The organism is Streptomyces glomeratus (genome assembly GCF_021462825.1).
Taxonomy (GTDB): Bacteria; Actinomycetota; Actinomycetes; order Streptomycetales; family Streptomycetaceae; genus Streptomyces; species Streptomyces glomeratus.
This window is the reverse complement of the sequence record NZ_JAKEEB010000002.1, coordinates 183,256-197,219: the sequence shown is the minus strand read 5'-3', so window position 1 is coordinate 197,219 and position 13,964 is coordinate 183,256. Positions and strand designations below refer to the sequence as shown.

At 72.2% G+C, this 13,964-nt stretch carries 11 protein-coding genes; 6 read left to right on the top strand and 5 right to left on the bottom strand.

Annotated elements, in window-relative coordinates:
* Positions 1-26: 26 nt before the first annotated feature.
* The 4 genes from LZ604_RS02935 to LZ604_RS02920 form a co-directional block, all read right to left on the bottom strand.
* On the bottom strand, positions 27-677 hold the full coding sequence (locus tag LZ604_RS02935) for a putative DNA-mimic protein (protein WP_234512275.1): 651 nt from the start codon (positions 675-677) through the stop codon (positions 27-29).
* A 15-nt stretch (positions 678-692) separates the two neighbouring features.
* Positions 693-3,197: a dolichyl-phosphate beta-glucosyltransferase gene (locus LZ604_RS02930; RefSeq protein WP_234512273.1), complete on the bottom strand. Its 2,505-nt coding sequence runs from the start codon at positions 3,195-3,197 to the stop codon at positions 693-695.
* The gene (locus LZ604_RS02925) at positions 3,194-3,892 is read right to left on the bottom strand and encodes a GntR family transcriptional regulator (RefSeq protein ID WP_234512271.1); all 699 of its coding nucleotides are present in this window, start codon (positions 3,890-3,892) and stop codon (positions 3,194-3,196) included. The genes LZ604_RS02930 and LZ604_RS02925 overlap by 4 nt, the downstream gene beginning before the upstream one ends.
* 106 nt (positions 3,893-3,998) lie before the next feature.
* On the bottom strand, positions 3,999-5,354 hold the full coding sequence (locus tag LZ604_RS02920) for an aspartate aminotransferase family protein (protein WP_234512269.1): 1,356 nt from the start codon (positions 5,352-5,354) through the stop codon (positions 3,999-4,001).
* Between the two features lie 162 nt (positions 5,355-5,516).
* Between LZ604_RS02920 and LZ604_RS02915 the strand changes: the two genes are divergently transcribed.
* Both LZ604_RS02915 and LZ604_RS02910 read left to right on the top strand, forming a co-directional pair.
* Positions 5,517-7,727 carry a serine/threonine-protein kinase gene (locus LZ604_RS02915; protein ID WP_234512267.1) on the top strand — a complete coding sequence of 737 codons (2,211 nt, stop codon included), beginning with the start codon at positions 5,517-5,519 and terminating at the stop codon, positions 7,725-7,727.
* A gap of 124 nt (positions 7,728-7,851) precedes the next feature.
* Positions 7,852-9,402, top strand: a complete 1,551-nt coding sequence (locus LZ604_RS02910; RefSeq protein WP_234512265.1) for a PstS family phosphate ABC transporter substrate-binding protein — start codon at positions 7,852-7,854, stop codon at positions 9,400-9,402.
* 133 nt (positions 9,403-9,535) lie between these two features.
* Here LZ604_RS02910 and LZ604_RS02905 read toward each other — a convergent pair whose 3' ends face one another.
* Positions 9,536-10,276: an SLATT domain-containing protein gene (locus LZ604_RS02905; protein ID WP_234512263.1), complete on the bottom strand. Its 741-nt coding sequence runs from the start codon at positions 10,274-10,276 to the stop codon at positions 9,536-9,538.
* A 366-nt stretch (positions 10,277-10,642) separates the two neighbouring features.
* Between LZ604_RS02905 and LZ604_RS02900 the strand changes: the two genes are divergently transcribed.
* The 4 genes from LZ604_RS02900 (at position 10,643) to LZ604_RS02885 (ending at position 13,936) form a co-directional block, all read left to right on the top strand.
* Positions 10,643-10,981 (top strand): YbaB/EbfC family nucleoid-associated protein, encoded by a 339-nt coding sequence (locus LZ604_RS02900; protein WP_234512260.1) that lies wholly within the window; start codon positions 10,643-10,645, stop codon positions 10,979-10,981.
* Between the two features lie 108 nt (positions 10,982-11,089).
* Entirely contained in the window at positions 11,090-11,689 is a 600-nt protein-coding gene (gene recR, locus LZ604_RS02895; protein ID WP_234512258.1) for a recombination mediator RecR, read from the top strand.
* Positions 11,682-12,341 (top strand): DUF5063 domain-containing protein, encoded by a 660-nt coding sequence (locus LZ604_RS02890; RefSeq protein WP_234512255.1) that lies wholly within the window; start codon positions 11,682-11,684, stop codon positions 12,339-12,341. Before recR ends, LZ604_RS02890 begins: the two co-directional genes overlap by 8 nt.
* Positions 12,342-12,658: 317 nt before the next feature.
* Positions 12,659-13,936: an aspartate kinase gene (locus tag LZ604_RS02885; RefSeq protein ID WP_234512253.1), complete on the top strand. Its 1,278-nt coding sequence runs from the start codon at positions 12,659-12,661 to the stop codon at positions 13,934-13,936.
* Positions 13,937-13,964: the final 28 nt, after the last annotated feature.

Genomic DNA, 13,964 nt, shown 5'->3' with positions numbered 1-13,964 from the left:
AGCCCCAGGAGGTCCTGCCTCCGGCCTCAGCTGAAGACGATCATCGAGCCCTGGGCGAGGCTCCGCGTCGCCGCCGCGTGCAGCCCCAGCCAGACGTGCCGTTCACGGGCGAAGGGGCTCGGGTCGTACGGGGCGGGCAGCGCCGGCTCCTCCAACGCCGTGGGCGCGAGCGGCGCTTCCGGGGCGACCGGCGGGTTCGCCGGGTCGATGCCGATCGACGGCGCCACGAACTCCAGTTCCCGCAGCAGTGCCTGCGAGGATCCCAGAGGACCGCCCCCGGCGAGGAGTTCGTCGTTGGACAGGGGGTGCGGGAAGTCCACCGGGACATAGGCACCCGCGTGGTCGTAGTGCCACACCAGATGCGACTGCTGGGCGGTCGACTCGAACATCTCCAGGAGCTGCTCGTAGTCGCCGCCCAGTTCGTCGACCGGGGTCACGGCGAGCCCGCACACCTGGAGCAGATAGGCGCGGCGCAGGAAATGCAGCGCGTCGTAGTCGAAACCCGCCACCGGAGCGACCTCACCGGTCAGCCCCGGCATGTACTGGTACACCGGCACCGGCGGCAGTCCCGCCTCGCCCAGCGCCTTGTCGTAGAGGGCGAGTTCATCGGCGAACGGGTTGTCGGGCGTGTGGCACAGCACGTCGACGAGCGGGACCAGCCACAGGTCACAGGCCAACAGTAAGCTCCTCGGTCATCGGTGTGGTGCAGGCAGCGTAGTGCGCGCGGAAGCCGGGTGACTCTCGTCGTGCAGGTCCCATACCCACACCCCGCCGACCCACTTACCGGGACGCCCCACCAGCTTGTCCACGGTCTCACGCAACCGGTCCTGGTACTGCTGCGGGGACAGCACCAGCGCCCCCGCCTTCCAGTACGCGAAGTCGGCCCGCGCCTGCGCCCGCCAGTTCTTGCCGATCAAGGGCGCCACCCCGGTGAAGCTGATGTCCCGCAGCATGCTGGAGGTGTAGCGGGGTGAGGCGCCGTAGATGCCGACGCGCTCGCTGCCGTAGGGGCCGTTGAAGTAACCGCCGGGCAGCCTGAACTCCAGGCCCGCAGCCGTCTGCCAGTGCAGCGCCTCCGCGTTGCCCGAGTCGGGCAGCGGGATCGGCACCAGCGTCTCGTCCTTGCCGACGTACGTCTTCCACATGCCGTCCGCGATGAAGGCCGGCACCGTCGGCCGCTCCACCGCCTTCAGCGGGGCGGGAAGGATCGGGACGAGCGCCGTCGCGACCGCCGTCAGGCCCACGAACTGGCGGCCGATGCGCGGTTCCCGCGCCAGTCGCTCCACAGCCACCGCCAGCAGCATGCCGAGCGCGGGCGCGCACACCATCGCCACCCGGCCCTCGATCACCGACTCGAACAGGGGCTGGTGTGCGAGCAGCGCCCAGGGACCGGGGACCGTCATGTTCGTCAGGGGGATCCGGAATCGCGGACCCAGGGAGAGGAGAGCCCCGGTCGCCGCCGTGAAGGCCAGCGCCTTGACCAGCGCCTGCTCCCACAGCCGTACGACGATCGCGAAGGCCAGCAGCGCCAGCGGCCAGCCGTAGAAGGCGTTCTGCTCGGTCGGGTTCGGGGAGAGCGCGCCCGCCGACGTCGCGTCGCCCACGACCAGTGAGCGCTCGGCGAAGGACAGCAGGGACCGGGGGCTGTTCCCCATGTTCTCGGCGTGCAGCACCTTCGTATAGCTCTGCGGGCCGAAGAACTGCCAGTACAGCGGCAGCGCGACGAGCGGCAGGCACACCGCGGCGGCGATCGCCAGCCCCTTCGGCAGCGGGCGCACGGCCGCCTTCGCCACCTCCGGGCGCACCGCCGCGTAGGCGCCCGCGAACAGCACCATGCCGAGGGACGCCAGCAGCAGCGGCTCCTCGCCCAGGAAGATCTGGTACGCCGCCATCAGCCCGAGGACCACGCCGTCCCGCACCACCCGCGCGCCCGTGCACAGCCGCAGCGCCCGCTCGATGATCAGCGGGATCATGAACAGCACCACGAAGTTCGGGTGCGCGTTGGCGTGGCTGACCATCGGCGGCGCGAAGGCGGCGAGCGCCGCGCCGGTGAAGGCCGCGCCCCGGTGCCGTACCACGCGCCGGACGATCAGCGCGTACCAGGCCGTGGCGGTGGCGGCCAGACCGAGCGTCATCACCAGGGCGAGGGAGATCGCGGGCCCGAAGGCGAGGGTGACCGGTGTGAAGGGGACGGACAGGCCGAGCATGACCGTGTTGGCCATGAGGTTCACGCCGTCGGGGAACCCCTGGAGGGTGGTGAACAGGGGAGTGCGGAGATGGGCCACGTTGTCGGCCGTCACCGCGAAGAACCACTCCCACTGGTTCTGGTCCTGCATCGAGTCCGGCAGATAGCGGTGGTTCGGGTCCGCCCAGCGCCCCGCGTACAGGCCCACCGCCATCAGCAGGAACGCGGCGGCCGCGAGCAGATCGGCGCGGCGGGCCGAGCGGAGCTTGAGGGCGGTCAGCTCGGCGAGGACGCGGGCGTAGTCCAGCGGGCGGACCTTCGAGCCGGGCTGGTGCGCCCAGCGCACCGGCACCTCGGTGACGGGCCAGCCCGAGCGGCGGAAGTGCTGGAGTATCTCCACGTCGATGCCCCAGCCGGTGAGCCGGGACGCGGCGAACGCCTCACGGGCCCGGTCGCCGTCGAAGAGTTTGAAGCCGCACTGGGTGTCGCGTACGCCGGGCACGGCGACCCGGCGTATCAGGACGCTCCCGGCCCGCCCGAGCAGCTCTCGCACGGGGCCCTGGTGCCGCTCGATCGTGGCGCCCGGCGCCGAGCGGGAGCCGAGCGCCGCCGAGTACCCCTCGGCCAGCGCCTTGTCGAGCGCCTCCAGCTGTTCGATCGGGGCGGCCAGGTCGGCGTCGGTGACCAGGACCCGGCGGCCCGAGGAGGCGAGGACGCCGAGGCGCAGGGCGTGGCCCTTGCCGCGGTTGCGGGGGCTGGTGACGAGCTGAACACGCCGGTCGCGGGCCGAGGCGGCGGTGGCGACGTCCCGGGTGCCGTCGGTGGACCCGTCGTCGACGACGACGACCTCCCATGTGCCGACGCGGCTCTCGTTGTCGCGCAGATACCCGGCGATCGCGTCGAGGGTGGGGCCGAGCCGCTCCTCCTCGTTGTAGGCGGGGACGACGACGGACAGGTCGACGGTGACGGCCGGCATGTCCTCTTCGACGTGCGCGGTCCCGGTCTCGCTCATTCCGCGGCCACCCGCTCGAGAAGGGCCAGGGAGTGCGCGTTGTACGCGGCGACCATGACCTGCGCCGCGGCGGGGTCGCGGCGGGCGAGCGCGTCGACGACGTCGGTGTACCCGCACCACAGACGGCCCTTGAGCTCGGTGACCCTGCGCAGATGCTGGACCGCGCACACCCAGGACTGCACCCGCAGCCGGTGCAGGAAGTCGGCGAGGTAGGGGTTGCTGTACAGGGCGCTCAGCTCGCGCCAGAAGCGCAGGTCGTAGCCGATGAGGACGTTCAGCTCCCCCGCGGCGGCGGCGCGCTGGGCCTCCTCCCCGCGGCGGCGCACCGCGGCCAGGGCGGCGGCGAGCGGGGCGCCCTGGAGCACGGCCTCGCCGCCGTTGGCGATGAGGAGGCGGAAGATCCCGTCGGTGACGAGGCCCCGGGCCTCGATCATGCCGCGGTAGTCCTCGAGGGAGTAGGCGTGCACCTCGAAACCGCGGTGCTGCACGGCGTCCAGCAGGCCCTGGGCCGACAGGTCCACCAGGGCCTCGCGGACCGGGGTGGCGGAGACGCCGTACTGTTCGGCGATCTCCTTCACCGTGAACTCCTGCCCGGGTTGCAACCGGCAGGCCAGCACCTCGTCGCGGAGCGCGTCGGCGACCTGCTGCCGCAGGGTGCTGCGGGTCACGGCGCCGTTGCCGGTGCTGCCGGGCATGGGCGGGGCCTCTCCCTCGTCACGTGCGGGTGGCGTGCTCGTGGACGTCCACATGTACGTCTACGAGCACGCCACCTTACGCGTTCGGGATCCCGGGGATCTCGCCCTACTCGGTGTACTCGTCCGCCACGGAGAGCGCCGCGTCGAGGGCCGCGAGTCCTTCCTTCAGCTCGGCCTCCGTCACATTGCACGGCGGCACGACATGCGTGCGGTTCATGTTCACGAACGGCCACACGCCGTTCGCCTTCGCGGCGGCCGCGAACGCGGCCATCGGCGCCGCCGCCTCCCCGGCCGCGTTGTAGGGCACCAGCGGCTCCCGGGTCTCCCGGTTCCTGACCAGATCCAGGGCCCAGAACATGCCGACCCCGCGCACCTCGCCGACGCTGGGGTGACGCTCGGCCAGCCGGCGCAGACCCGGCTCCACGACGGACGCGCCCAGCTCCGCCGCGTTCTCGACGACGCCCTCCTCGGCCATCACCTGGATCGTCGCGACGGCCGCCGCGCACGCCAGCGGATGCCCCGAGTACGTCAGTCCGCCCGGGTAGGCCCGCTTCCCGAAGGTCTCCGCGATCCGCCCGGAGATGGCGACGCCGCCGAGTGGCACGTAACCGGAGTTCACGCCCTTGGCGAAGGTCATCAGGTCCGGTACGACGTCGAACAGGTCCGCCGCGAACCACTCGCCGGTGCGCCCGAACCCGGCCATCACCTCGTCGAGGACGAAGACGATCCCGTACTTGTCGCACAGCTCGCGGACGCCCGCGAGATAGCCGGGCGGCGGGACCATGATGCCGGCGGTGCCGGGGATGGTCTCCAGGACGATTGCGGCGATCGTCCCCGGCCCCTCGAAGGCGATGGTCGTCTCCAGGTGCTCCAGGGCCCGCTCGCACTCCTGCTGTTCCGTCTCCGCGTAGAAACGGGAGCGGTACAGGAACGGCGCCCAGAAGTGCACCACGCCCGCGGCACCGCTGTCGGAGGCCCACCGGCGCGGATCACCGGTGATGTTCACGGCCTGCTGGGTGCCGCCGTGGTACGAGCGGTAGGCGGACAGCACCTTGGGGCGGCCGGTGTGGATGCGCGCCATGCGCACGGCGTGCTCCACCGCGTCGGCGCCGCCGTTGGTGAAGAAGATCTTGTCGAGGTCTCCGGGGGTGCGCTCGGCTATCAGCCGGGCGGCCTCCGAGCGCGCCTCCACGGCGAAGGCGGGCGCGAACGTGGTCATCGCGGCGGCCTGCTCCTGGATCGCGGCGACGACCTTGGGGTGCTGGTAGCCGATGTTGGTGAAGACGAGTCCGCTCGTGAAGTCGAGGTAGCGGTTGCCGTCGAAGTCCCAGAAGTACGACCCCTCGGCACCGGCGACGGCGAGCGGGTCGATGAGCTCCTGCGCTGACCAGGAGTGGAAGACATGCGCACGGTCCGCGGCCTTGACGGCGGCGCCGGCCTGGGGGTCGGTCTGAGGCGTCATGCGCCCGAGCGTAGGAGCCGGGCACCCGGCCGTGACACCGGCGTCCTGTCTGCGGTAGCGCCGGGAACGCGACAGTCTGTCGACAGCGGGCCCCCGCGACGGCGTGGGCGGCGTCGTTCTCTGGCTATTCTCTGGCTGTCGCGGCAGGGGGCAGGTGAGGCGATGGAGAAGCTGGGGGGCGGGGATCCGCTGGGGATCCCCCCGGGCTTGAGGCTCCAGGGGAGTGCCGGGGCCTATCGGCTGCTGGCACGGCTCGGGGCGGGCGGCATGGGCAACGTGTATCTGGCCCGCTCCGACCGCGGGCGTACCGTCGCCGTGAAACTCGTCCGGCGGGAGCTGGCCGCGCAGGAGGAGTTCCGGGCGCGCTTCCGGCAGGAGGTGCGGGCCGCACGGCGGGTCGGCGGGTACTGGACGGCGCCCGTCCTCGACGCCGACACCGAGGCCGACATCCCCTGGGTCGCCACCGGCTATGTCGCGGGCCCCGCCCTGCAGACCGTGGTCTCGCGCGACCACGGCGCCCTGCCGGAACGGTCCGTCCGCGTTCTGGCCGCCGGGCTCGCCCACGCCCTCCAGGACATCCACGCCGCCGGGCTCATCCACCGCGACCTCAAGCCGTCCAACGTGCTGGTGACCATCGACGGGCCCCGCGTCATCGACTTCGGCATCGCCCGCGCCCTGGAGACCCGCACCGGCGCGGGGCTGACTCACGCCGGCGCGCTGGTCGGGTCGCCCGGGTTCATGGCGCCCGAGCAGGTGCGCGGAGACCGCGTCACGCCCGCGTGCGACGTCTTCTGCCTGGGATCCGTGCTCGCCTACGCCGCCACGGGCGCCCTTCCCTTCGGCGGCGGGGGCAGCGGGGTGCACGCCCTGATGTTCCGTATCGCGCAGGAGGCCCCCGACCTTGCGGGCGTGCCCGAGAGCCTGCTGGATCTCGTCCGCGACTGCCTGCGCAAGGACCCGGCGGCCCGGCCCACCCCGGCGGAGATCCTGGAGCGGACCGGCGCCGAGGACACCGTCTCCGGCGGCCGCACCCGGGACCCCTGGCTGCCCGCCGCACTGGTGGCCCAGCTCGGCCGCCACGCCGTGCGGCTGCTGGACACGGAGGACCCCGAGGAGGCCACGGCGGTGGTGACCCGGCCGGACGGACCCGGTCACGCGGTGGGCACGGCGGACTCGGGCGATGGGGCGGGCCCCCAGGACCGGGGGGCCTCCTCGGCCGCCCCGGCCTCTTCGGCCGCACCTTCCCCTTCGCCCGCCCCGGCTCCTTCGACCGCACCTTCCTCTTCGCCCGCCGAGTCCTCGGCGGGCGCGGCCTCGGGGAGGCCGGGGGGCGTGGACGGGACGCCGACGGTTCCGGACGGGACTTCGCCGGACGCGCCCGGCGGCGTGGCGGACCCCACCGGCGGAAGCGGTGGCGCGCAGGGATCCGCAGGGGCTTCGGGAGCTTCCGGGGCTTCCGGGGCTTCCGGGGCTGCCGGGACGCCCGGCGCCGGTGCCCCGCAGGCGTCCGCGGACCTCGCCGAGCGGCTCCCGGCGGCTCCCGTGTCCGAGGTTCCGCCCGAGCACGCGTCCGCGTCCGAGCCGCCGTACCGTGCCGCCCCGCCGCCGCCCGGCCGGGCAGCCTCCCCCGACCGGCTGCCCAGCCAGGGTGCCGGCCCCGCCGGGACGCCGCCGCCCGCCGTGTACGGCTACCCGCAGCAGCATCCCCAGCCTTCCGGCCACGGCGGCTTCGGCCCTACCCGGCCATACGGCCCGGACCAGCCGTACGGCCCGTACCTCTACGCCGAGCCGGACCGGCAGGAGCCGCGGCGCAGGAGCGGCCGCTCCACCGCCGCGCTGCTGGTCGCCGCCCTGGTTGTGGCGCTCGGCGCGGGCGGCTCGGTGTACGCGCTGATGCGCGGTGGCGGGACCGCGACGAGCGGCGGCGGCCGCACCACCGCGCCCGCCTCCGCCCCGCACACACCCGCGCCCTCCGCCCCGGCCACCGCGAGCCCCACCGCGCAGCCGTCCGCGGCCGGTGCCGTACCCGTCGCCTTCCTCGGCACCTGGACGGCCGCCATCGACACCGCGGGCGGACACCACACCCGCCGTCTGGTCATCCGGCAGGGCGGCGTGGGCGACCCGGTGCTCTCGCTGACCGCGGACGGTCCGGCCGGCAGTGGCACGTACCACTGCGTCTTCCGAGCCGGGCTGGCCGGATCGCCCGGTCCGAGCGGCCCGCTGGACATCGGCCCCTCCACGGTCACGGCGGGCCGCCCCGCCTCCTCCTGCACCCCGGGCGCCACCACGGAGCTGACGATCCTGCCGGACGGCAGTCTGCGCCGCGTGAACCGGAGCAGCGGCGAGTCCCTCACCTACACCAGGCAGAACTGAAGTCCCTTCACCCTTCGGCCGGTTGAACGTCACCCGGACTTCGGCGACCGTCCCCTGCGCACCACCGCGGACGGGCCGTACGGTGACCCCACGATCGGCTCGGGGGAGTGGCGGGGGACCCACGGTGCAGTGGCTGAGCCCAGAGAACGTCGTGGCCGTGGGGACCGCGGTCCTCGGTATCGTCGCGTCCGGTGTCATGGTCTGGTACGAACGCCGGGTGCCGCGCCGCAAACGCATCGGCTACCGCGTCCAGATGGACAACCCGATAGGCGACGACGTCCGTTCCGGCCGCGCCAACAGACGCCTCGGTCTCTTCGACGAGACACCGGGCATGGTGGACGCGACTCTCGTGCTGCTGCGCATCGAGAACGACGGCTCGCAGGGCATCGACCGCGACGACTACACCGGCCCGGAACGCCACGGTCTGACCGCGCTGTTCACCGATCGCACCGTCCGCGGTGTGTCGGTCACGCAACCGACCGACACCGATCACCTCATGGACCACTTCACCGCGGAGCGCGGCTTCGGCTACGAGGGCAACCGGCTCCACATCCCGCGGGTCCCGCTCAACCGGGGCGACCACTTCAAGCTGCTCGTGCTGCTGTCCGGCGGCGACGTGGGCCGCGACATACGGCTCGTCGGGGGCATCCGCGACGGCGAGGTGCACCCCAACCGCAGTGCCACCCCGGACGACAAGCCGCCCCTGTTCAGCCGGGCCGCCCGGATGATCAGCATCACGCTCACGCTCAGCGTTCTCACCCTCGCCGGCATCGTCATCGCCCGCGACGACCACCCGCTCCCCATCGGCTGCGCCCGCGGCACCCTGACGGTCACCGGATCGACGGCCTTCGCGCCCGTGGTGCGGGAGCTGGCGAAGGAGTACAAGGGCAAGTGCCCGGGCTCCGACATCACGGTGGACGCGCGCGGCAGCGAGGCGGGGGTCGGGGAACTCGCCGCTCTGGGTTCCCAGTCGAAGCGTGCCCCCGCCATGATCGCGTTCTCCGACGGCCCCACCCCCACGGCCGGCGGGGCCCCCGATCTCCTCGGGACCCGGGTCGCCGTGTCCGCCTTCACCCTGGTCGTCAACGAGGGCATCGACCCGGGGCGCGGGCTCTCCCTGGCGGACGTACGCCGTATCTACCGCGGGCAGATCACCCGCTGGAAGCAGCTGGACCCCCGCCTGCCCGACCTGCCCGTGGTGCTGGTCAGCCGGAACGCCGACTCCGGCACCCGGCAGATCTTCCAGCGGCGGGTGCTCGGCACCTGGGAGCGGGCCCCCAGTACGTCGCTGGACTGCGTGCACCAGGACGACACGTCCGCGTCCGTCATGCGCTGCGAACTCGACTCCACCCAGAAGGTGCTGGACGAGGTGGCCAGGATCCCCGGCGCCATCGGCTACAGCGAGCTCAACCTCGCCCGTCACAAGGGTGTGCGCAGGGTGCCCCTGGACGGCGCCTCGGCCTCCATCGAGGACATCGAGTACCGCAGAAGCGACTACCCCTACCGCGGTGTCGAGTACGCCTACACCTACCGCCGCCCGCCCACCGGCTCTCTCACCGCCGGATTCCTCGCCTACGTCAGCCAGAGCACCGGGGAGAACGTCATCCGGACGCATGGCCATCTGCCGTGCTCCGCGGCGGCGGTGCTGCCGCTCTGCGCGGACGACGACGGCTGAGGCCGCCACCCGTTCGCGGTCCCGCGGCCCCCGCCGCGCCGCACGGGGTTCCGCCGCAGGGGATGCGCGCGGCTCACCGTGGGTCCGGGCGGCTCACTGCGGGCCCGGGCGGTTCACAGTGGGCCCGGGCGGCTCACCGTGGGTCCGGCGGCCGCTGCCTCGGCATGTTCGGGCGGGCACCCGCGTGCGGCGCGAACCTCCCCGGCACCGCCCCTTCGGCCCGCGGCGCGACCGCCCCCACCGACTGGAGCACCAGTGGCGCGGACCCCCGGCGGAACTCCACCATCCAGTCCGCGGTCTCCGCCCGCACCAGCTCCGTGACGTCCTCGCAGAACCGCCGCAACACCGAAAGGCACCGCTCCGCCGCCTCGCCCGCGGTCCCCTCCGCCGGCCCGAGCACCTCCCGCACGCTCTCGGTCGCCCAGTCGAACTGGAGCGTCTGGAGCCGCCGTTGCAGGGCCTGGGCGGTCGCCACGTCCCTCATCCACCCGGAGGTCACCCCGAAGAACCGGTCCGCTGCGACGCACGCCATCCCCAGCAGCAGTGACAGATACGCCCACGGCACGGCGCCGTCCGCCACCCCGGTCATATCGAGCAGCGGAAGCGAGGCCCCGCACACCACGCCCACCGCCGTGCCGACGCGCAGTGCCCGCGCGGCCCGCCGTTTCCACACCCGGTTCGCGAAGTACCAGGCCGCCGTCTCCAGTGCCCGGCGCTCCACCCACCGGTACAGCTCGTCCAGCCGCTCCGCGGGCTCCCCCCAGTCGCCGTGCGGAAACGGCCGCCCCCCGAGGTCGCCCGGCCGAAGCCCCGCCGCGCCGTCGCCCCGCCCGTCCTGGAGCGGACCCTCGGGCTGCATCTCCGGCTGACTCACCCGGCACTCCCTACGTACGGCTCTGACGTTCCGCGATGGCGCCTTCGCGCCGCGCGCCCGCCCACTCTGCGCACGCTCCGCGATGTGCTCGTGACGCATGGTGCTGAAGCGCCGGACCCTTCCTACCGTCCCCCGGACGGCGAAGACCCGGGTTTCCTCCCTTTTCCGCCCGGAAGTGGGCCCCGGGCGGGGGGAGGCCGCTCCGCAAACCCACTCGAAAGAGTGCGGTGGTGTGCCCGGTCCGACTCCGGACGGACTACCGGAGCGCTCGTCCCGGTGACCACGTAGGCTCGTGCCAGGCGGCAAACCCCGCCCTGACAGCCGTACGCACCTGCCAGCCGTACCGTACGAGACCAGGAGCTGATCGTGATTCCCGGTGGTGGCCAGCCCAACATGCAGCAGTTGCTCCAGCAGGCCCAGAAGATGCAGCAGGACCTCGCGCGGGCCCAGGAGGAGCTGGCGCATACGGAGGTGGACGGCCAGGCGGGCGGCGGCCTGGTGAAGGCCACGGTCACCGGCGCCGGTGAACTGCGCGGCCTGGTGATCGACCCGAAGGCCGTCGACCCCGAGGACACCGAGACCCTCGCCGATCTGATCGTCGCGGCCGTCCAGGCGGCCAACGAGAGCGCACAGGCGCTCCAGCAGCAGAAGCTCGGCCCGCTGGCCCAGGGCCTGGGCGGCGGCATCCCCGGCCTGCCGTTCTGAGTCCACCGGCCCGTCCCTTCTGCGCAAGGCGAGGGCCAACTACCGTACGTACCAAGAAACCGAGCCCGGCTACGGTACGTACCGAAGCTCTCCAGGAAAGGCAGTCCGTTGTACGAAGGCGTGGTTCAGGACCTCATCGACGAACTGGGGCGGCTGCCCGGCGTCGGTCCCAAGAGCGCGCAGCGGATCGCCTTCCACATCCTGCAGGCCGAGCCGACGGACGTCCGCCGGCTCGCCCAGGCGCTACTCGAGGTGAAGGCGAAGGTCCGCTTCTGCGCGACCTGCGGCAACGTGGCGCAGGAGGAACTGTGCGGCATCTGCCGTGACGCCCGCCGCGACCTGTCGGTGATCTGCGTGGTGGAGGAGCCGAAGGACGTCGTCGCGATCGAGCGCACCCGGGAGTTCCGGGGCCGCTACCACGTCCTGGGCGGCGCGATCAGCCCGATCGAGGGCGTGGGCCCGGACGACCTGCGCATCAGGGAACTGCTCGCCAGACTGGCCGACGGCACGGTCACCGAGCTGATCCTGGCCACGGATCCCAACCTGGAGGGCGAGGCCACGGCCACGTATCTCGCCCGGATGATCAAACCCATGGGCCTCAAGGTCACCCGCCTGGCCAGCGGCCTCCCGGTGGGTGGCGACCTGGAATACGCGGACGAGGTCACCCTCGGCCGCGCCTTCGAGGGGAGACGACTCCTAGATGTCTGACGCCACGCTGCACTCCACGACGCAGGACCCGGACGACTTCGCCGTTCAGATCGCGGATCAGATCGAGAGTTTCCTGGTCGCCGTCACGGAGGTCGCGAAGGGCGACGAGCCGGACTCGGCCGTCCCCTTCCTCCTGCTTGAGGTCTCCCAGCTGCTGCTCGCGGGCGGCCGCCTGGGCGCACACGAGGACATCGTGCCGGAGGAGCGCTACGAGCCGGACACCGGCCCGGACGCGGACGCGGACGAGCTGCGCGAACGCTTCGCCACCATGCTGGACCCGATCGACGTCTACTCGGAGGTCTTCGACCCGTACGAGCCGCGCAGGGCCCCGGTCCCGGCCCGTATCTCGGACGACCTGGCGGACATCATCACGGACCTGCGCCACGGCATGGCGCACTACCGCGCGGGCCGCACCACGGAGGCGCTGTGGTGGTGGCAGTTCTCCTACTTCTCCAACTGGGGCTCGACGGCCTCCGCGACCCTGCGCGCACTGCAGTCCGTGGTCGCGCATGTGCGGCTGAACCAGCCCCTGGCGGAGCTCGACGGCCTCGACACCGACCAGGACCTCGGCGACGAGATCCTCGCGGAGGAGGCGGGCCGGGTCATGGCCCGGGAGATCGCGAGGCCGCTGGGGCTGCGGCCGGTCAAGTAGCCGCTGGGCACCGGGACCACGGTCCACCCGGCCGTGGTCTCCGCGGCGGGCCGCTGTGACACGCGGCACGTTTTCGAGTACGGCGCGCGCGGCGGGGGCAGGTGCCGTGCGGAGCGGCCCGATTTCCCTGCGGAAGGCGGCGGTGAAAACCGTCGTGCGTCCGTCCCGGACCTGAAGAAAACCGGGATGATCCCGACGTGAGCGGGACATCTCACCATGCGGTACCCCGGAAGGGAAATTCGGTCGCTCGATAGACTGAGCCGACCGCACAGGCACTGCGCAGGTGCGGAAAGAGACGGATTGAGCGAGGAGCGCACGTGGGCCTTGTCGTGCAGAAGTACGGAGGCTCCTCCGTAGCCGATGCCGAGGGCATCAAGCGCGTCGCCAAGCGGATCGTGGAAGCGAAGAAGAACGGCAACCAGGTGGTTGTCGTGGTTTCCGCGATGGGCGACACGACGGACGAGCTGATCGATCTCGCCGAGCAGGTTTCCCCGATGCCTGCCGGGCGTGAGTTCGACATGCTGCTGACCGCCGGAGAGCGGATCTCCATGGCCCTGCTGGCCATGGCGATCAAAAACCTGGGTCACGAGGCCCAGAGCTTCACCGGCAGCCAGGCAGGCGTCATCACCGACTCGGTCCACAACAAAGCCCGGATCATCGATGTGACGCCGGGCCGCATCCGCACCGCGCTGGACGAGGGCAACATCGCCATCGTCGCCGGTTTCCAGGGTGTCAGCCAGGACAAGAAGGACATCACGACCCTGGGTCGCGGTGGCTCCGACACGACCGCCGTGGCGCTGGCCGCCGCCCTCGACGCCGAGGTGTGCGAGATCTACACCGACGTCGACGGCGTGTTCACCGCCGACCCGCGCGTCGTGAAGAAGGCCCGGAAGATCGACTGGATCTCCTTCGAGGACATGCTGGAGCTGGCCTCGTCCGGGTCCAAGGTGCTGCTCCACCGCTGTGTGGAGTACGCGCGCCGCTACAACATCCCGATCCACGTCCGCTCCTCCTTCAGCGGGCTTCAGGGCACGTGGGTCAGCAGCGAGCCGATCGAGCAAGGGGACAAGAAGGTGGAGCAGGCCATCATCTCCGGTGTCGCGCACGACACCTCCGAGGCCAAGATCACGGTCGTCGGCGTGCCGGACAAGCCGGGCGAGGCCGCCTCGATCTTCCGTGCCATCGCCGACGCCCAGATCAACATCGACATGGTCGTCCAGAACGTCTCGGCCGCGTCGACCGGGCTCACGGACATCTCCTTCACCCTCCCGAAGACCGAGGGACGCAAGGCGATCGACGCCCTGGAGAAGGGCAAGACCGCGATCGGCTACGACTCGCTGCGCTACGACGACCAGATCGGCAAGATCTCCCTGGTCGGCGCGGGTATGAAGACGAACCCGGGCGTCACGGCGTCCTTCTTCGAGGCGCTCAGCGACGCCGGCGTGAACATCGAGCTGATCTCGACCTCCGAGATCCGTATCTCGGTGGTCACGCGCGCGGACGACGTCCCGGAGGCGGTGCGCGCGGTGCACAGCGCGTTCGGCCTCGACTCCGAGAGCGACGAGGCCGTCGTCTACGGAGGCACCGGGCGATGACCGGCCTCCCCCGCGGGGGCGAGGACCG